General features: G+C 72.9%; 15 protein-coding genes and 2 pseudogenes. 6 read left to right on the top strand and 11 right to left on the bottom strand.

From position 1 onward, the window contains the following. Positions 1–19: 19 nt before the first annotated feature. The 3 genes from ACQB60_RS06940 (at position 20) to ACQB60_RS06930 (ending at position 2,705) form a co-directional block, all read left to right on the top strand. A complete protein-coding gene (locus tag ACQB60_RS06940; RefSeq protein WP_496924932.1) occupies positions 20–784 on the top strand; it encodes an SDR family oxidoreductase in 765 nt (254 codons plus the stop codon). A 21-nt stretch (positions 785–805) separates the two neighbouring features. Continuing rightward, positions 806–1,717: an SDR family oxidoreductase gene (locus ACQB60_RS06935; protein WP_496924931.1), complete on the top strand. Its 912-nt coding sequence runs from the start codon at positions 806–808 to the stop codon at positions 1,715–1,717. Between the two features lie 82 nt (positions 1,718–1,799). Next, the gene (locus ACQB60_RS06930; RefSeq protein ID WP_496924930.1) at positions 1,800–2,705 is read left to right on the top strand and encodes a hypothetical protein; all 906 of its coding nucleotides are present in this window, start codon (positions 1,800–1,802) and stop codon (positions 2,703–2,705) included. Positions 2,706–2,816: 111 nt separating this feature from the next. On the opposite strand, the gene ACQB60_RS06925 is transcribed toward ACQB60_RS06930, so the two are convergent. Both ACQB60_RS06925 and ACQB60_RS06920 read right to left on the bottom strand, forming a co-directional pair. Beyond that, positions 2,817–4,955, bottom strand: a complete 2,139-nt coding sequence (locus ACQB60_RS06925; RefSeq protein WP_496924929.1) for a bifunctional serine/threonine-protein kinase/transporter substrate-binding domain-containing protein — start codon at positions 4,953–4,955, stop codon at positions 2,817–2,819. A gap of 195 nt (positions 4,956–5,150) precedes the next feature. Beyond that, complete coding sequence (locus tag ACQB60_RS06920; protein WP_496924928.1) at positions 5,151–5,555, bottom strand: RidA family protein; 405 nt, start codon at positions 5,553–5,555, stop codon at positions 5,151–5,153. A 108-nt stretch (positions 5,556–5,663) separates the two neighbouring features. Between ACQB60_RS06920 and ACQB60_RS06915 the strand changes: the two genes are divergently transcribed. Then, positions 5,664–6,311 (top strand): cysteine hydrolase family protein, encoded by a 648-nt coding sequence (locus tag ACQB60_RS06915; protein ID WP_496924927.1) that lies wholly within the window; start codon positions 5,664–5,666, stop codon positions 6,309–6,311. 52 nt (positions 6,312–6,363) lie between these two features. On the opposite strand, the pseudogene pcaD reads toward ACQB60_RS06915, so the two are convergent. From pcaD to ACQB60_RS06885, 6 genes and pseudogenes are all read right to left on the bottom strand, one after another. Further along, a pseudogene (gene pcaD, locus ACQB60_RS06910) lies at positions 6,364–7,125 on the bottom strand (3-oxoadipate enol-lactonase); the annotation flags it as partial. Positions 7,126–7,139: 14 nt separating this feature from the next. After that, positions 7,140–8,600: a class-II fumarase/aspartase family protein gene (locus ACQB60_RS06905; protein ID WP_496925625.1), complete on the bottom strand. Its 1,461-nt coding sequence runs from the start codon at positions 8,598–8,600 to the stop codon at positions 7,140–7,142. A gap of 14 nt (positions 8,601–8,614) precedes the next feature. Next, on the bottom strand, positions 8,615–9,178 hold the full coding sequence (gene pcaG / locus ACQB60_RS06900; protein WP_496924926.1) for a protocatechuate 3,4-dioxygenase subunit alpha: 564 nt from the start codon (positions 9,176–9,178) through the stop codon (positions 8,615–8,617). Next, positions 9,178–9,921, bottom strand: coding sequence for a protocatechuate 3,4-dioxygenase subunit beta (pcaH, locus tag ACQB60_RS06895; protein WP_496925624.1), 744 nt, complete (start codon positions 9,919–9,921; stop codon positions 9,178–9,180). Before pcaH ends, pcaG begins: the two co-directional genes overlap by 1 nt. 302 nt (positions 9,922–10,223) lie before the next feature. Next, a pseudogene (locus ACQB60_RS06890) lies at positions 10,224–10,856 on the bottom strand (CoA transferase subunit B); the annotation flags it as partial. Continuing rightward, positions 10,856–11,677, bottom strand: coding sequence for a CoA transferase subunit A (locus tag ACQB60_RS06885; protein WP_496924925.1), 822 nt, complete (start codon positions 11,675–11,677; stop codon positions 10,856–10,858). The pseudogene ACQB60_RS06890 and the gene ACQB60_RS06885, both read right to left, overlap by 1 nt. Before the next feature lie 128 nt (positions 11,678–11,805). Between ACQB60_RS06885 and ACQB60_RS06880 the strand changes: the two genes are divergently transcribed. Further along, positions 11,806–12,270: a MarR family winged helix-turn-helix transcriptional regulator gene (locus tag ACQB60_RS06880; protein ID WP_496924924.1), complete on the top strand. Its 465-nt coding sequence runs from the start codon at positions 11,806–11,808 to the stop codon at positions 12,268–12,270. 71 nt (positions 12,271–12,341) lie between these two features. Here ACQB60_RS06880 and ACQB60_RS06875 read toward each other — a convergent pair whose 3' ends face one another. Both ACQB60_RS06875 and ACQB60_RS06870 read right to left on the bottom strand, forming a co-directional pair. Continuing rightward, a complete protein-coding gene (locus ACQB60_RS06875; protein ID WP_496924923.1) occupies positions 12,342–13,277 on the bottom strand; it encodes a DUF3048 domain-containing protein in 936 nt (311 codons plus the stop codon). An 84-nt stretch (positions 13,278–13,361) separates the two neighbouring features. Further along, positions 13,362–15,167, bottom strand: a complete 1,806-nt coding sequence (locus ACQB60_RS06870; protein WP_496924922.1) for a hydroxysqualene dehydroxylase — start codon at positions 15,165–15,167, stop codon at positions 13,362–13,364. 210 nt (positions 15,168–15,377) lie between these two features. Between ACQB60_RS06870 and ACQB60_RS06865 the strand changes: the two genes are divergently transcribed. Continuing rightward, entirely contained in the window at positions 15,378–17,126 is a 1,749-nt protein-coding gene (locus ACQB60_RS06865) for an RICIN domain-containing protein (protein WP_496924921.1), read from the top strand. Between the two features lie 75 nt (positions 17,127–17,201). Here ACQB60_RS06865 and ACQB60_RS06860 read toward each other — a convergent pair whose 3' ends face one another. Continuing rightward, positions 17,202–18,263 (bottom strand): ATP-dependent DNA ligase, encoded by a 1,062-nt coding sequence (locus tag ACQB60_RS06860; RefSeq protein ID WP_496924920.1) that lies wholly within the window; start codon positions 18,261–18,263, stop codon positions 17,202–17,204.

Raw genomic sequence — 18,263 nt, 5'->3', positions numbered from 1 at the left:
ACTCGGAAAGGTAGCAGCGATGACTGACACGCAACAGGTGGCCGTTGTCACCGGCGGCACCCGCGGCGTCGGCGCCGGCATTGCCCGGCGCTTCCTCGCCGCGGGCGCGCACGTCGTCGTCTGTGCCCGCAGACCGCCCGACAAGCCGGTCGAAGCGGCGGGCGCCGAGGCCGAGTTCCGGGCACTGGACCTGCGTGACGCCGACGCGACACACGCCTTCTTCGCGCAAGTGGCCGCGGATCACGGCCGGTTGGACGCGCTCGTCAACAACGCGGGCGGCACCCCCTTCGGCCTCCTCGCCGACACCCCGCCCGCACGCCAGGCCAAGATCGTCGAACTGAACCTGCTGGCCCCGCTGTACGCCTCGCTCGCCGCCCGCGAGGTGATGCGCGCACAGGAGGCGGGCGGCAGCATCACCATGATCGGCAGCGTCAGCGGCACCCGCCCCTCACCGGGCTCCGGCCCGTACGGAGCGGCCAAGGCGGGCCTGGAGAACCTGGCCCGCACCATGGCCGTCGAATGGGCCCCCGAGGTGCGCGTGAACACCGTCGTCCTCGGCCTGGCCCGCACGGAGAGCGCGCACCTCCACTACGGCGACGAGGAGGGCGTGGCGGCCGTCGCGAGGACGGTCCCGCTGGGCCGTCTCGCGACCCCCGAAGAGGTGGGCGACGCCTGCGTGTTCCTGGCGTCCGCCGCCGCGGGCTACATCAGCGGCGCGTCCCTGCACCTGCACGGCGGCGGAGAGCGCCCCGCGTTCTTGGACGCGGCGACGGCCAACCACTGACTACAGCAAAGGAGTTCCCCCATGCCGGGCATCTGTGAAGGCCGGGTCGTGATCGTCACCGGGGCGGGCCGAGGGCTGGGGCGGGCGCACGCGCGCGCGTACGCGGCCGAGGGCGCCCGCGTCGTCGTCAATGACCTGGGGGTGGGGCCGGACGGCTCGGGGGAGTCCGGCGGCCCCGCGCACGACGTGGTGGCCGAGATCCGCGCGGCGGGCGGCGAGGCGGTGGCCCACGGCGGCGACATCGCCACGACCGAGGGTGCCGCGAGCCTGATCGGGACGGCACTCGACACCTACGGCCGCCTGGACACCCTGGTGAACAACGCGGGATTCCTGCGCGACCGCATGCTGGTCAACCTCGACGAGGACGCGTGGGACGCCGTGATGCGCGTCCACTTGAAGGGCCACTTCCTGCCGCTGAAGCACGCGGGCGCGTACTGGAGGACCGAGTCCAAGGCGGGCCGCACCCCGCGCGCGTGTGTGATCAACACCAGCTCCGGGGCGGGCCTGTTGGGCAGCGTCGGGCAGGGCAACTACAGCGCGGCCAAGGCCGGAATCCTGGGCCTCACGATGGTCGCGTCGGCCGAACTGGGCGCCTACGGAGTGCGCGTCAACGCCATCGCCCCCGCCGCCCGCACCCGCATGACGGAGGACACCTTCGCCGAGACGATGGCCGCCCCTGAAGAGGGCGCCTTCGACGCGATGGCCCCCGAGAACGTCTCCCCCCTGGTCGTCTGGCTCGGCTCCGAGGCATCGACGGGCGTCACGGGCCGCGTCTTCGAGGCGGAGGCGGGCCGCATCACGGTCATGGAGGGCTGGCGCCCCGGCCCCACGGCCGACAAGGGCGCCCGCTGGACCCCGGCGGAGGCGGGCGAGACGACGCTGAAGCTGTTGGCGGGGGCGGAGGCGCCGGGGAGGGTGTACGGGGCGCGGTAGAACCGGTCTGAGATTTCTTGCCGTTCCGCTGCCTGGCCGGGCCCAAGGAGAGAAGGCTCGTCGCCACGTGAGGGGAACGCCCGTGATCAACCTGCAGTCGGCCCGCCTGTGTCTCCTGTGTGCCTGCGAGGCCGCCCGTCAGCGCCCCTCCCACGAGGACCGTGAGAGGCACGTGCACGGGTTGCTCCACTTCTGGCACCAGACCCAGGGGGAAGCCTTCAGCTCCGCGATGGCCCGAGCCCTGGGTGCGGTGGAGAGCGTGCGGGACGCGATGGAGGAGTCGGGGGCGGCCGACTGCCAGGAGTGCCTGCTCCTCGGTGCGAGCGGCCTCGCCGGGATCCTCCTGGACCTGGCCGAGACGCTGCGGCACTGCCCGACCTGGCCGGACCGCTCCGCCATGAGGGAAGCCCTGCGGGCCCGCAACGCCGCCATCGAGGGCGATGCGGCCCTCGTGGACACCTTCGCCGGCAGCTGGCTGGGCCTGGCCCGCCCCGTCGCATGGCGGGCGGCCGTGGAGATGGCCCTGCTGGGGGAGTGGGTGCACGTCCTCGGGGGCGGCGTGGCCGACACCCCCACCCTGGTCGGCCTGTTGAGGCGCGACATCCAGACCGAGCACCGGCTGCAACAGCCGTTGTGGGAGCGGAGGATCCGCGGACAGCGCACCGCGCTCCTCGGCAGCGCCGTCGGCGAGGGACTGATCCTCAGCGATCTGCTCGTGGGCGCCGACAGTCCCGAGGACGTCGTGCTGGCGGCCGAGCTCTTCGACCCGCGGATCGTCACGGTGTTACGGCAGTTGAGGGCGCCGGAGGAGGCCGTGGCTCTCCTGTGGGCTCGCACCGGGGACGCCTGGGCACACGCCGCGGCCGAGGCCGGACTCCCGGCGCCGTACGGTGAGCGGGTCCGTCGAAAGCTCAAGAGGCTCGGGCTACGGCACGCCGAGCGGTCCGCCGCGGCGGCCGCATGGCTCGGGGAACACCCGTGCCGCTGAGCGCCCTTGAGGAGATCGTGCTTTTCCTGCTGCCGAACCTCCGGCTGCCGCTCCTCCTGTTCCTCCTGCTCCTCCTGGTGATCGTCGCGGTGGCGAGAGGCTGACCGCGCCCTAGCCGCCGTTGATCGCCGCGCGCTCCACTCCCGCCGCCTCGATCCCCCAGCGGTCCAGCAGCTTCGCGTACGTGCCGTCCTTGATGACGCGGGCCAGCGCGGTCTTGAGGGCGTCGCGCAGGGCCGTGTCGTCCTTGCGGACCGCCATGCCGACGGGCTCGGGGGTGAACTGCTGCCGGAGCGCCTGGAGTTCACCGGCCGGGCTCGTCGTGGAAGCCAGGTGAGCGGCGGACAAGTAGTCGCAGAGGAAGGCGGAGGCGGCGCCCGACTGGAGTATCTTCACGGCCTCGTCCGCCAGCTCGCGGACCGTCACCGTGAGGGGCTTGCCGCAGGACTCCTTCGCGCTGGTGGCGACGTCCTGGCCGGTGGTGCCGCGCTGCACCACGACCTTCTTGCCGCACAGGCTCTCCAGGGTGGAGATCTTCTCGGGGTTGCCCTTCATGACGAGGATCCCGACACCCGCGTTGAGGTAGTCGACGAAGTCGACTCCCGGACCCGTCTTCTTGCCGCTGGACATGCCCCGCCGACGCTCCTCCGTGTCGACCATCGCCGACAGGACCACGTCGAACCTGCGCGCGTTGAGGGAGGGGATGAGGGAGTCGAAGGCTGACGTGGCGAACTCGAAGCGCACGCCCAGGTGCTTGCCGAGGGCGTTCGCGAGGTCGACGTCGAAGCCGGTGACCTTGCCGTTCTTGCCGGTGAACTCCATGGGTGCGTACGCGATGTCGGAGCCCACCGCGATGCGCCTCTTCTCGCGGACGTGCTCCGGGAGGCTCGCGAAGAGCGACCCGGAGCCGCCGGAGCCGGAGCCCTTGCCGCTGCCCGCCGGGGTCTTGGGGTCACCCTTCGGGTCGTCGTCGGGGCGCATGGCCCAGGCCAGCGCGCCGCCCCCGCCGACGACTCCCGTCACGGACAGGGCTATCAACGCGCGCCGCCGAGAGAGGCCGCGCGGGGCGGGGCGTGGAGGTGCGGGTGAAGGGGCTGCGGACGGGGTGGTCGGGAACGGGTAGGCGGCGGGCGGTGGTTGACGGAGCGGGGGCGGGGCGGCGGCGGCCGTCTGCGTCTTGTCGACCGGGTCCGGGACGGGGGTCGGGGTCGATACCGGGGCAGGGGCCGGGGTCGGGGCCTGGGCCGGGGGTGGGAACGGAGCGGAAGGGCTGCCCGGCGACGGGGGCCGCTCCGTGTGTGCGGTCGTGGGCGGGGGAGTGGGGGGAGCAGGGGGAGCGGCCGGTGTGCCGGGGGCCGTCGCCGTGTGCTCCGAGCCGAGGATCGTCGCCGAGAGCCGCAGGAGGCGGTTGGTCACCGCCGCCGGCAGCCAGCCGTCGTACGGGCCCGCGGGGCCGAGCGCGGCCAGGATGCTGGGCACTGTGGGGCGGTCGGCCGGGTTCTTCGCCAGGCACTCGGACGTGAACGTGCGCATGGAGGAGGGGAGCCGGTCCAGGCGCGGCTCCTCGTGGACCGTGCGGTACAGGAGGATCTGCGGGTCAGCCGCGCCGTACGGGCCCCCGCCCGTCGCCGCGTAGAAGAGCACGCCGCCGAGCGCGAAGACGTCCGCCGCGCCCGTGACCGCCGGGCCCGCCGCGCTGACCTGTTCCGGTGCCATGTAGCCCGGGGTGCCGAGCGCCGCACCGGTCTGGGTGAGCGCCGTGTGCACGGCCGAGTGGGCGATGCCGAAGTCGATGACGCGGGGGCCGTCGGCGGTCAGCAGGACGTTCGACGGCTTCAGGTCGCGGTGGACCAGGCCCTGGGCGTGGATGGCGGACAGCGCCTCGGCGAGGCCCGTCGCGAGGAGCCGCAACGACGGCTCCGGGAGCGGCCCTTCGCCGCTGACCGCATCGGTGAGCGAGAGGCCGGGGACGTAGTCGGTCGCCATCCACGGGGCCGGTCCATGCGGTTCCGCGTCCACGACCGGGGCGACGAAGGGCCCGCCCACCTGGCGTGCGGCGGCCACCTCGCGGGCGAACCGGGTGCGGAAGTGCGGGTCGTCGGCCAGCTCGCGGTGCGCCGTCTTCACCGCGACGGTCCGCCCGCCCGCCGTACGGCCCAGGTAGACGCGCCCCATGCCGCCGCCGCCCAGCACCCCGATGATCTGGAACGGGCCGATCTGTCGCGGATCATCCGCTGCCAGCGGTCGCACCGACACCCCCTGTCGCGTGGGCCGCCTCGTCGGCCCGGCTGGAGTGCAGTATCACGCATGGTGGGAAGCGGGACTGCGGCGGGCGGCGGGCGGCGGGCGGCGGGCAGAGGGCGGCGGGCGTCGGGCAGCGGGCAGCGTGCCGGGGTCGGCGGCCGGAGGATCGAGCGGCGAGGAGGCGGGGGCGGGGCGGGGTCGTCAGGGGCGCACCGCCACCGCGTCCACCTCGAACAGCATCCCCGGCAGCGCCAGCGAGGCCACGCCGCTCAGGGTCTGGGCCGGGAGGCGGCCGCCGAAGCGCTCGTGCAGGACCTTGCCGAGCGCCACCAGCTTGTCGTGGTCGTGCTCGACGATGAAGGTGCCCAGGCGGACCACGTGTTCATAGCCGAGACCCACCCCCTCCAGTGCCGACCGCAGTCGGTCCAGGGCCAGTTCCACCTGGGCGGCGAAGTCGCCGGGGACGGGGGAGCCGTCGGCGTCGGAGGCGTACTGGCCGCCGATGAAGACGAGTTCGCCCGGTGCCGACACCGCGTGGCTGTAGCCGAAGGGCGTCGGGTCGTGCAGGGTCCGCGGGTTGGTGATCGTGCGCTGGTCCGTCGTCATGATCCCTCAACTCCCCGCTCAGCCTTGATCATTCCCTCCTGCTACTCTCTGCCTTCTCATGCCTCGAATAGAGGTGACTCGAAGAGTGGTCAGGGGAAGGGGTCGGTCATGCGCTACACCGAGGAGTGGGTGACGGCACGCGCGCGTGCCGCGTATGAGGGCGGATGCGCGGACTTCGAAGTGGACGCCGGGCGCACGGCGCTCCTTGTCGTCGACATGCAGGACGAGTTCGTCCGGCCCGGCTGGAGCCCCTTCTGGGTGCCGGGTGCGACGCGCATGGTGCCCCGGCTGCGGCGGCTCGTCGACGCCTGCCGGGCGGCGGGCGTCCCCGTCGTCTGGACCGTCTTCGACGACACCCACCTCGGGCTCGACCGGCCGCACGCGCTGCGCCACCTCCCCCACGGGGACACGGACTGGCGGCGCCCTGAAGCCGCCCGGGTGTGGAGCGAGTTGGGGCACCGGCCCGACGAGGTGCTCATCCGCAAGCCGTCCTACGGAGCCTTCTACGACACTCCGCTGGACACCATCCTGCGCAACCTGGGCCGCGACACCGTCGTCGTCACGGGCACGCTCACCAACTACTGCTGCGGCACCACGGCCCGCCAGGCGTACGAGCGCGGCTACCACGTCGTGGTCGGCTCCGACGTCACCGCCACCGACGACGAGTCCCGGCAGGAGCCCGAACTCGCCGTCCTGCGCAAGGGTTTCGCGCGCGTCGCGACGGCCGACGAGATCGCCTCCTGGATCAGTGCGTGATTGTCCGTCCGCATCAGTTCGTGATCGTCCGTCCGGATCAGGGCGTGATCGTGAAGTGGGCGCGCAGCGCCGCCGCCACCGCCTCGGGGCGTTCCGCCGGGGCCAGATGTGCCGCGTCCGGGAGGCGGGTGAGGCGGGCGCCGGGGATCTCGGCGGCGAGCTCGCGCGCGTGGGCGGGGGGCGTCGCGGGGTCCTGGTCGCCACCGACGACGAGCGTCGGCGCGGTGATCGTCGGCAGCGACTTCCTGATGTCGTACGCGGCCAGGGCGTCGCAACAGGCCGCGTAGGCCCCGGGGTCGGCTGAGCGGGTGTCCGCCACCAGGCGCTCCACGCGCGCGGGTTGCTCCTCGGGGAAGCCGGGCGTGAACCAGCGCGTGGGCGCCGAGTCCGCGAGGGCGTCCAGGCCCTCGGCGCGTACGGTCGCGGCACGGTCCCGCCAGGGCGCCTCGCCGCCGAAGTGCGCCGACGAGCAGAGCACCGCGAGCCGGGTGACGCGCTCGGGGTGGTGGGCGGCCAGGTACAGGCCCACGGCACCGCCCAGCGAGACCCCCGCGTACACGAAGCGCGCCAGGCCCAGGTCGTCGGCGAGCGCGAGAACCAGGGCGGCGAGGTCGGCGACCGTCGCCCCGGCGGTGATCAGGTCCGCCCGCGACCCGCCGTGGCCGGGGAGGTCCCAGCACACCACCCGGTGGGCGGGGGCCAGTTGGGGTGCGACGGCGTCCCAGAGGGCCGTGGAGGTGCCCAGCGAGGGGCCGAGGAGCAGGGGCGGGGCCGTGGCCGGGCCCTGGGCGTGGTGGTGGGGCAGGCAGGGCAGACGGGGCAGCACGGTCAACGTCGCTCCAGGGCGCGGTCGGTGAGTGCTCCCGCCGCGCCGGTGTAGTGGGTGGGGTCGGTGAGTGCGGCGAGGTCCAGGTGTGTGAGGTCCTCGTGCGCGAGCTCCGGCGCACCGGTGAGCGCCTCCATCAGCGGCGTGCCCTCGGCGCGCACCCTGCGCGCGGCCGTGGCCACCACGTCCTTGGCCCGCGCCCGGCCGAGGACCGGCGCGAGCTCCGCCACCAGCCGCTCCGAGACGATCAGCCCGTGGGTGAGGTCCAGGTGTTCGCGCATCACGTCGGCGTGCACCTGGAGGCCCTCGGCGAGTCCCGCGGCCGTCTGCGCCGCGCCGCCGACGAGGCGCAGCAGGTCGCGCAGCGGCTCCCACTCGGCGTGCCAGGCACCCGGCGGGCGTTCGTCCTCCGCGACGAGCGAGCCCTGGAGGATGGCGGCCAGGAGCGGGGCCCGGCGCGCGGCCGCGGCGATGAGGGCGGCGCCGACGGGGTTCGCCTTGTGCGGCATCGCGGAGGAGCCGCCGCCGGTGCCCTCGGACAGTTCCGCGATCTCCGTACGGGAGAGGGTGAGCACGTCCGCGGCCGTCTTGCCGAGGGCGCCCGCGGTGAACGCCAGAGCGGCGGCGAGGTCCGCGACGGGCGTACGGAGCGTGTGCCAGGGCAGGGCGGGCTCGGCGAGGGGGAGTTCGCGGGCGTAGGCGGCGAGGAGGTCCGTGCCGCGCACGCCGCCGCCGTCGGGCACGGTACTCCCGGATACCTCAAGGCACTCGTCTGCCTCAAGGCTCCCGTGCACCTCAAGACTCTCGTCTGCCTCAAGACTCCCGTGCCCCTCGGAAATTCGGTGCGCCGCGGACGTCCCGTACGCCTCGAAGGCCGCCAACGTCCCTGCCGCACCCCCCAGTTGCACCGGCAGAGCGTCCCGCACCGCCGTCAGCCGGTCCCGGGCGTCCAGGACCAGGGAGCGCCAGCCCGCCGCCTTCAGCCCGAAGGTCGTGGGCACCGCGTGCTGCGTGAGCGTGCGGCCGGGCATCGGGGTGTCCCGGTGGCGGGCGGCGAGCCGGGCCAGGGCCTGTTCCGTGCGGGCCAGGTCCGCGAGGACCGGGCCGAGGACACGGTGCGCGACGAGCATCAGGGCCGTGTCGACGATGTCCTGGCTCGTCGCCCCCCGGTGCACATACGGGGCCGCCTCGGCCGGGACCGCCGTCGTGAGGTCGGCGACCAGCGGGATCACCGGGTTGCCGCCGTCCCGCGCGCGGAGCGCGAGGTCGCGGGCGTCGAAGCGGGTGGCGTCGGCCGCCTCGGTGACCGCCCGCGCGGCCTGCGCGGGGGCGCTCCCGACCGCCGCCTGGGCGCGCGTCAGGGCCGCCTCCGCGTCCAACAGGGCCTGGAGGAAGGCGGGATCGGCCGTCGCGGCGTCGGCTGCCGACCCCGCCCAGCCGGGGCCGAGGAGCCCGCCGCTCATCACCGCCCCGGTGCTCACGGGAACTCCAGGAAGACCGTCTCGTCCGCACCCTGGAGGCGGATGTCGAAGCGGTACGCGCGCAGCGGCTCCGGGCGGGTGACGAGCGTCGCGCGGCGCTCCGGAGGGAGGGAGGCCAGCAGCGCGTCTCCTGGTTCGTCCACCACGTACGCGCGCGTGTACAGGTGATGCAGCAGCCCGCGTGCGAAGACGGCCACCGCGATGTACGAGCAGCCGCCCGGGGGCAGTGTGCGCACCGCCCAGTGCCCGTCCGCGTCCGTGGGCACCCGGCCGAAGCCGGTGAACGCGACGCCGTCCCGGCCGACGACCCGCCCCGTGACGGGGTCGTGCCGCAGCGAGCCGGGCGCCCCCGCACGCGAGCCGTCGGGGCCCGGCTGCCAGGTCTCTATGAGCGCGTCCGGTACGGGAGTTCCGGCGCCGTCGTACACGTACCCGTGCAGCGTGATGGTGTCCGGGTGGCCGGCCGGGGCGACCTCACCGCCGCGCGGGAAGGGCAGCGCGTACCCGTAGAAGGGGCCGACGGTCTGGGAGGGGGTGGGGGGAGCGGGGACGTACGGCATCAGTGGTGCTCGCCTTCCTCGAAGAGGGTCGCGGACGGGCCGTCGAGGACGATGTCCCAGCGGTAGCCGAGCGACCACTCCGGGACGGACAGGTCGTGGTCGTAGGCGGCGACGAGGCGCTCGCGCGCGGAGGCGTCGGTGACGGAGCGCAGCACCGGGTCGTACGGGAAGAGCGGGTCCCCGGGGAAGTACATCTGCGTGACGAGGCGCTGCGTGAACGCCGAGCCGAAGAGCGAGAAGTGGATGTGCGCGGGCCGCCAGGCGTTGACGTGGTTGCGCCACGGGTAGGCGCCCGGCTTGATCGTGGTGAAGGCGTAGTGGCCCTCGTCGTCGGTGAGGCAGCGGCCGAACCCGGTGAAGTTCGGGTCGAGGGGCGCGGGGTGCTGGTCGAGCTGGTGGGCGTACCGGCCGGAGGCGTTGGCCTGCCACAGCTCCACCAACTGGCCGCGCACCGGGCGTCCTTGGCGGTCCAGGACCCGCCCGGACACGGTGATGCGCTCCCCGAGCGGCTCGCCCGGGTGCTGGCGCGTCAGGTCCCGGTCCAGGGCGGTGACGTCCGTGACCCCGAAGGCGGGTCCCGTCAGCTCCACCGCCTCGGGGTCCCGCAGCGGAACGAGGGGCTGGTGGGGGTGGCGCAAGTGGCTGCTGCGGTACGGCGGGTAGTCGCGCGGCGGGTGCGGGCGCCCGGCCGGGGCGGCGGCCTCCACCTTGGCCACCTCGTCGTCGATCGCCTGCTGGCCCAGGCCCTCGGGCAGGGGAGTGGTGGGAACGGTCACAGCTGGGGGCTCCCTTCGTGGACGGAGGATGAGTGGCGGGCTTCTTCGGAGGCGGCACCCCGGGAGCCGTTCTCTTCGGAGGTGGCATCGCGGGAGCCGTTCTCTTCGGAGGTGGCATCGCGGGAGCCGTTCTCTTCGGAGGTGGCATCGCGGGAGCCGCCCTCTTCGGAGGCGGCACCCCGGGAGCCGTTCTCTTCGGAGACATCGCCGCCGAATACGTCCTCCACGGAGGCGCCGCCCCCGAAATCACCCCCGAAATCGCCCTCTACGGAGACCCGCACCCGAGCCGCCGTCCTCGCGAGGACATCCGCCACGCTCACCCCCGGCGCACACTCCACGAGCACCAGCCCCTCGCCCGCGACCACGTCCAGGACGCCGAGGTCGGTGATGACCCGGTCCACGCACGCGCGTCCGGTCAGCGGCAGGTCGCACTCCTCGACCAGCTTCGGAGAGCCGTCCTTCGCGGTGTGCGTCATCGTCACGATGACCGTGCGGGCCCCGTGCACCAGGTCCATCGCGCCGCCGATCCCGGTGACGAGCTTTCCCGGTACGGCCCAGTTGGCGAGGTCCCCGCGCGCGGAGACCTGCATCGCGCCCAGCACGGCGACGTCGATGTGGCCGCCGCGGATCATCCCGAAGGAGAGCGCCGAGTCGAAACAGGAAGCGCCGGGCAGGGCCGTGACGGTCTCCTTGCCCGCGTTGATCAGGTCGGGGTCCACCTGGTCCTCGGTGGGGTAGGGGCCCACGCCGAGGATGCCGTTCTCCGACTCCAGGACCACCTCGACGCCCGGGGGCAGGTGGTTGGGGATGAGGGTGGGCAGGCCGATGCCCAGGTTCACGTACTGGCCGTCGCGCAGCTCCCGCGCCGCGCGCGCGGCCATCTCCTCGCGGGTCCAGGCCATCAGGCCCTCACCGTCCTCTCCTTCGTGGGCGCCGCAGCCGTCCCGGCCGGGGGCGCCGCGGCGGGAACCGCCGAGACCGTCCGCCGCTCGATCCGCTTGTCCGCCGCCTGCTCGGGCGTCAGCGCAAGCACCCGCTGCACGAAGATCCCCGGCAGATGCACTTCGTCCGGGTCGAGGACGCCGGGCTCGACCAGCTCCTCCACCTCCGCGAGGGTGACCCGGCCCGCCATCGCCGCAAGGGGGTTGAAGTTGCGGCTCGACCTGGCGAAGACGAGGTTGCCGTGCCGGTCGCCCCGCGCCGCGCGCACCAGGGCGAAGTCGGTGCGGATGCCGTGCTCGAGCACGTACTCGGTGCCGTCGAACTCCCGCACCTCCTTGGGCGGTGAGGCGAGCGCGACCTCGCCTTGGCCGTCGTACCGCCAGGGCAGTCCGCCCTCGGCGACCTGTGTGCCGACCCCGGCCGGGGTGTAGAACGCGGGGATCCCGCAGCCCCCGGCCCGCAGCCGCTCCGCGAGCGTGCCCTGCGGGATCAGCTCGACCTCCAGCTCCCCGGCCAGGTACTGGCGGGCGAACTCCTTGTTGGCGCCGATGTACGAGCCGGTCACGCGCGCGATGCGGCCCGCGGACAGGAGCACCGCGAGACCCGCGTCCATGGCCCCGCAGTTGTTCGACACCACGCCGAGGCCGCCGACGCCGCGCGCGTGCAGCGCCGCGATCAGTACGTCGGGGACGCCGCTGAGGCCGAACCCGCCGACCGCGAGCGTGGCTCCCTCGCCGATGTCGGCCACCGCCTCCGCGGCCGTGGACACCACCTTGTCCATCCGTGCAGCACCTCAATAAGTAGTCAGTGCACTGACGATTTGATTGAACCGTTCAGCACGCTGTCACTTGATAGTTGGCCCGTCAAGAGGGGGTATCGTTCCGTGCACCAACGAAAAGGAGGGCCGTCGTGGCCGCCGCCGTGGACCTCAGCACCCACCCCGGGCACCTGGCCCGGCGACTGCAGCAGGCGCACTACCTGCTGTGGAACACGATGGTCTCCGAGGAGATCACCTCGCCGCAGTTCGCCGTCCTGAACACCCTCGTGGCCGAGCCGGGCCTCGATCAGCGCACGGTCGGCGAGCGCGTGGGCCTGGACCGCTCGACCGTCGCCGAGGTCGTCGGCCGCCTCACCCGGCGCGAGCTGCTCGACAAGGTGCGCGACCCGGACGACGGCCGCCGCTTCTCGCTGCGGCTCACCGCCGAGGGCAGGCGCACCCACCGCAGGCTGACGGTGCGCACCGCCCGGATGAACCAGATCTTCCTCGCTCCGCTCTCCACCGCCGAACAGACCGTGTTCTTCGAGCTGATCCAGCGGGTGGCCGACGCGGCGGAGGGGCTGCGCGACCCCGACACCACGGCCCTCACCGGCTGAGCCCGCCCTTCACCGGCCGAGTCCACCCTTCACCGGCCGAGTCCGCCCTCACCGACGGAGTCCGCGCCGCGTCACGCCTTCGCGAACACCACCCACACCTGCCCCTTCGCGAACGGCAGCGGCTCGCCGTCCCGCGTCGTGAAGCTGGTGCCGTCGTCCGGCGCGGGACGGTCCCAGCGGGCGTCGTAGGCGCGGCCGTCGCGCAGCACCTGGGCCCGGCCCGAGCCGACCGTCTGGGAGAAGGGGGAGTTGTTGCCCGAGCGGTCGTGGAAGCGGGACTGGCGCACCGTCACGTACTGGATGACGACGGTCGCCGGGGCGAGTTCGCCGCTGTCCGTCGTGCGCGCTCGCCGCCCGTCCATCGAGACCCGCCAACGCCCTTCGTACTCCACCCAGTCGAATGTGAAGCGGGCCGCGGGGAAGCGGACCGTGGCCCGGGTCTTCGGGGTGCCGCCGGCCGGGCGCGGGCCGAAGCGGAAGCCGGTGTCGGCGAGGCCGCCCGCGCCCGGGTCGGACTTCAGGGCGGCAGGACGCAGGAAGAGGTTGTGCGGCGCGGGCTTGGCCGTGCCGCGGTAGTAGGCGTCGGCGGGGGCCTTGCCGGGCGGCAGCGCGCGCAAGGGCGCCGACTCGATCAGGGGGTGCAGCTTCGACTGGGCGCCGGAGTAGGCGAGCGTCGGACTCCCGAACTGGCGCAGCAGCTCCAGGTCCGTCTCGCGCGCGCTGCGCACCGGGCCCACGACGGGCGGCACGCGCGTCGCGTACACCGCCATCAGGCGGCTGAGACCCGCCTCCACCTGCTCCGCGTACACCACGTCCGCGGCGCCGAGCCCGGTCTGGGGGCGCGCCGGGCCGACGTTGTCGATCTTCACGGCGAGCACCCGGCCGCGCTGCCCGGGGCCGGTCGGCGGCACGTCCCCGTCCGGGTGCGTGCCGCCGCTCAGCGTGCAGGCGGGTGCCAGGAAGGCGAGGGCCGCCACCGTCGCCAGAGCCGTGCTGCGAAGCCTCATGGGAAGTGGCTTACCCCGAAAGGCGGTTGGTTCAGCCCTGCCCATGCGTGCGGCCCGGCCTCGGCCCCGGCCCCGCACGTCGGTTCAGCCCAGGTCGAGGGCGTTCGGCAGGCCCAGCTTGTAGCGGACGCGGTCGTGGCGCTTGAGGGCCTCGATCGCGGGGATCCGGTGCAGCGGCGTCACCGTGCACCGCGCCGCGTCCGAACCCACTTGGTCGAGCAGGGCGTTGACCGCCTGGCGGGCCGAGGCGTTGGCGCCCTCCATGGTCGCCAGGTCGATGTCGACGGCCACGTAGTCACCTGACAGGAAGAGGTTCGGGATCTTCGTGGCGGAGGAGGGGCGGTTGTGGAGAGTGCCCACCGGGTGGATCAGGAGCTGGTCCTCGTTGGTGGGGTGCGGGGTGCCGATGCCGTCCACGCCAGGGTCCAGGAACCAGGAGTGCAGCGTGCTGTCGCGCAGGACCGTCTTTCCGGTGTCGTTGAGCGCGGCCTTCAGCTGCGCCCACACCTCCTTGGCGACTTCCTCGCGCGTGCACTGCTTGGCCGTCTTGCCGTACAGGATCCCCTTCTTGTCCCACTCGGAGATGTCCACCGACAGGCAGTCCACGGCGGTGCCGTCGCCGTAGTCCTTGGGGAAGTCGCGGCCCTTCCAGTGCCTCGCCTGTGCGATGGCGGTGAGCGACCACGGCGAGTCGATGCAGTTGAAGTGGCCGTCCACGGTGTCCGGCGACTCGGTGAGATAGAACTGGATGCCGGTCATCCAGTCCGTCTCCAGCTTGTCGCAGCGCGCCAACTGCGGGTCCGCCGCCTTCAGTTCGGCGCTCCACGTCTCGCGCGCGTGCTCCACCGGCATGGCCTGCACATAGTGGTCGGCGACGACGTCCCGGCGTACGCCGTCGGGGTCCTCGATCACGGTCTTGGTGATCCGGCCCCCGCCGAAGCCCAGTTCGCGCACGGTCCACCCGATCCTGAACTCCACGCCGAGCGACTTCAGATGGGTCACCCACGGGTCGATCCACGCCTCGTTGGTGGGCAGGTTGAGGATCCGGTCGGGCGGTCCGTCCGCGCCCTGGCCGAGCAGGTTGAAGACGAACGCCTCGCCGAGTGTGCCCACCGTGCGGGTGCTGGCCTCCTCCGCCTTGGTCGCCACGATGTTGCGGGTGACGCCGATGGCGAGGATGCGCTGGTAGTCCTGCGACATCTTCGCCGCCTTGGTGAAGTCCCACCAAGGAGTCGACTCCCACTGGTCGTTGCGGCGCTCGTCGCAGCTGGTGAGGAAGACCAGGCCGCGATTGACGAAGTACGCGGTCTCGTGCGCCGGGAGGTTGGTGAGGGTCTGGATGAACCCGGTGAGCGCGCGGGCGATGTCGTCCGGCGTCAGATCGGGCGGCGTGCCGTCCTTCCAGGGGATCGGGGCGCGCAGGTCCTCGCGCCCGGTCCGCGCGAACATCATCTCCGGCGGCGCGATCAGGTTGTCCCAGACGCCGTGGGCGTTCCCCGGGAAGGGGATGCGGCGCATCGTGTCGGGGAGGTTGTGGTAGATCCCCGGGATGAACCGGAACCCGTGCTCACCGGGCAGCGGCTTGCGGTTGCCCCTGGCGCTCTCCGGCACGTCCATGCTGCGCGCCTTGCCGCCGAGCGCCCGGCGCTCGTAGACGGTGACGGCGAAGCCGCGCTCGACGAGCTCGTGCGCGGCCGTGAGTCCGGCCACGCCGCCGCCGAGGACGGCCACCGACTGCCGCCCGCCGCCCGCCTGTCGGGCGCTCTCCCGTGTCGCCGCCGTCGCCGGCTGCGCCCCCGCTCCCACCCCGAGTGCCGCCGCCCCCCCGACCGCGGCCGCACCCGCGACGAAGCTCCGCCGCGTGGTGCTCCCCTGCTCCGTACGACCCATGCTCCCGTCCCCTTACCCGAGGTAACTGCCGTATCAGGCGCGGAGCTTACGGTCGGCGCCGATGGGGCGGAAGGCGGACGCGATCACCGGCCAAGGTTGGCGCGAAAGCGTCCGATGGGGTGCGGGGGCGTGGGGGCGTGAGGTGCGCCGGGGTCTGGGGCTCGGCCTGGCTGTCAGTGGGGCAAGTTAGGGTCTTTGATCGTGGAATCTGTGAAATCGAGGAAATGGGCCGGAGCTCCCCGTGCGGTGCTCGCCGCGCTGATGGCCCTTGTCGCGGCCGCGCTCGCGCTGGTCGCCGCGGGACCCGCCGCGGCGGCCGGAGGGGACGCCGCGGAGGGCCCGCTGACCCCGCTGTCCAAGAGCACGTACGGCAACTTCCACCTCAAGATCGACCGCGCCAAGGACTACGACGCGTACGGCGACGCGATCCGCGGCGTGGAGAAGTCCGGCGCGGTGAAGAAGGTGACGCCCGCGTCCGTCGCGCTCTCGCGGCAGCACGCGGGCCGCCCCCTGTGCCACACCACGGGCATCAACGGCACGTTCCAGTACAACGGCTTCTGCTGGGACGAGACCGACAGCACCACCAACTCCTACTCGGACAAGGGCGGTTGGCGGCCCCAGGGCCTGACCGCCTCGCACGACGCACAGCCGGGCGGCACGGTCGACGGCCGTCACCTGTACGTGGCGAGCTGGCTCTACGGAGATGCGACGGCGCAGGACCAGTTCGGCAGGATCTCCCTCCTCGACTCGACCGGCAAGGACTGGAGCTACGGCCACGTGCTGCTGGTGCAGCCGACGGGCTCCGGGGCCGGCGCCGACTTCAAGCCGGTCACCAACGTCCACGGCGACGGCATGGTCTGGTACGGCAACAAGCTCTTCGTGGCCAACGGCAACGAACTGCAGGTCTACGACTTCCAGTACTTGTGGAAGATGGGCACGAGCGAGGGGCGGACCGGCATCAAGGACGGTGTCGCCTCGGCCCGTTGGCACCAGTGGGCGCTGCCCATGGTCGGCCGCTACCAGATCGAGCCCGGCAAGAACGCGCGCTACTGCCCTCCCGGGCCCAGCGACAAGCGCGCGTGCCTCGGCTCCTTGAGCCTGGACCGCAGCGGCGGCGTGGACCACCTCGTGTCCGGCGAGTACTACAAGGCCGACACGGGCCCGGTCGCCCAGGTGGCCAGGTGGCCGCTGAACCCGGACACCGCCCTGCCGCGCGCGGACAACGGCGACACGATCGGCTCGACCACCGCGACCGGTGGATTCAAGGCGCCCGTACGGCAGTTGCAGGGCGTCGCCACGGACGGCACCCACTACTACCTGTCGGCGCAGTGCCCCGCCGGCTACATGGGCGACGCCGACCCGACCGACCGCCACTCGTACTCCTGCATCTACCAGGCGAAGCCCGGCGAGGTCCCCACCGTCCTGACCCGCTCGCCGAGCCTGACGCAGAACCTGTCGTACGCGCCGTCCTCCGGCCGCCTCTGGGGCATCAACGAGGACATCGGCAACAACGTCGTCTTCTCGCTCAAGCCCAGGGCCGCCGACCACAGCGTCTACCTGCGCAACTCCTACAGCGCCCTGTGCGCGGGCGGCGCCAGCAAGATCGGGAACGGCGCACCGGTCATCCAGTGGGGCTGCACCAACGCCCGTGACGAGCGCTGGGTGTTCGAGAACACGAAGGACGCGAACGGGAAGACGGCCTATTTCGTACGGAACGAATACTCGGGCAAGTGCATGGGCGTCGGCTCCAAGCTCACGAACAGCGCCAAGGTGATCCAGTACACCTGCAACGGCGCGGTCGACGAGAAGTGGTGGTACGACGACGGCGCCAAGACTCTGCGCAACGTCTACTCCGGCAAGTGCCTGGCCATCGGCTCGACGGCCACGAAGGGCACGCAGCTGATCCAGTACACCTGCAACGGAAAGCCGGACGAGAGCTGGGAGAAGGTGCCCCGCTGAGCCCCAGAGCCCCAGAGCCCCAGAGCCCCAGAGCCGCTGAACCGCTGAGCCCCTGACCGGATCCGGCGGACGGGCTCAGCCGAGGATCTCGCCGAGGTCGTACCGGACCGGCTCCTCCAGCTGCGCGTACGTGCAGCTCTCCGGAGTCCGGTCCGGGCGCCAGGTGCGGAAGCGGGCGGTGTGCCGGAAGCGCTGCCCGCCCTCCATGTGGTCGTAGGCCACCTCGCAGACCCGCTCCGGCTTCAGCGGCACCCATGACAGGTCCTTCTTGCCGGACCAGCGGCTGGGCGCGCCGGGCATGCGGGCCGAGGCGTGCGCGGACTCGTCCGTCCACGCCGCCCAGGGGTGGCCCGCCGCCGACTCCATGCGCAGCGGCTCCAGCTCCGCCACCAGCTCCGCGCGGCGCTTCATCGGGAACGCCGCGCAGACGCCCACGTGTTGGAGGGTGCCCCGGTCGTCGTGGAGGCCGAGCAGCAGCGAGCCCACGACGGGGCCGCTCTTGTGGAAGCGGTAGCCCGCCACCACGCAGTCCGCGGTGCGCTCGTGCTTGATCTTGAACATGAGGCGTTCGTTCTGCCGGTACAGCAGGTCGAGCGGCTTGGCGATGACCCCGTCGAGGCCCGCGCCCTCGAACTCCTCGAACCACCGCTGCGCCACGTCGCGGTCGGTGGTCGCCGGGGCGACGTGGACGGGCGCCGTGGCGTCGGAGAGGGCCGTCACCAGGCGGGCGCGGCGGTCGCCCAGGGGGACGTCGAGCAGGGACGCGTCGCCGAGGGCCAGCAGGTCGAAGGCGACGAAGGACGCCGGGGTGCGCTCGGCGAGCAGGGTCACGCGGGACTCGGCGGGGTGGATGCGTTCGGTGAGCGCGTCGAAGTCGAGCCGTCCGTCCCGGGCGATCACGATCTCGCCGTCCAGCACACAGCGCGTGGGCAGCCGCTCCCGCAGGGCCGCGACCAGCTCGGGGAAGTAGCGGGTCAGGGGCTTGCCCGTGCGGCTGCCGAGCTCGATCTCGTCGCCGTCACGGAAGACGACCGCCCGGAACCCGTCCCACTTCGCCTCGTACTGCATGTCCGGCGGGATCTTCGCCACGGGCTTGGCGAGCATGGGCTTCACGGGCGGCATCACCGGCAGATCCAT

Source organism: Streptomyces odontotermitis (assembly GCF_050510915.1).
In the GTDB taxonomy this organism is placed as follows: Bacteria; Actinomycetota; Actinomycetes; order Streptomycetales; family Streptomycetaceae; genus Streptomyces.
This window is presented reverse-complemented; position numbering and strand designations above follow the sequence as displayed.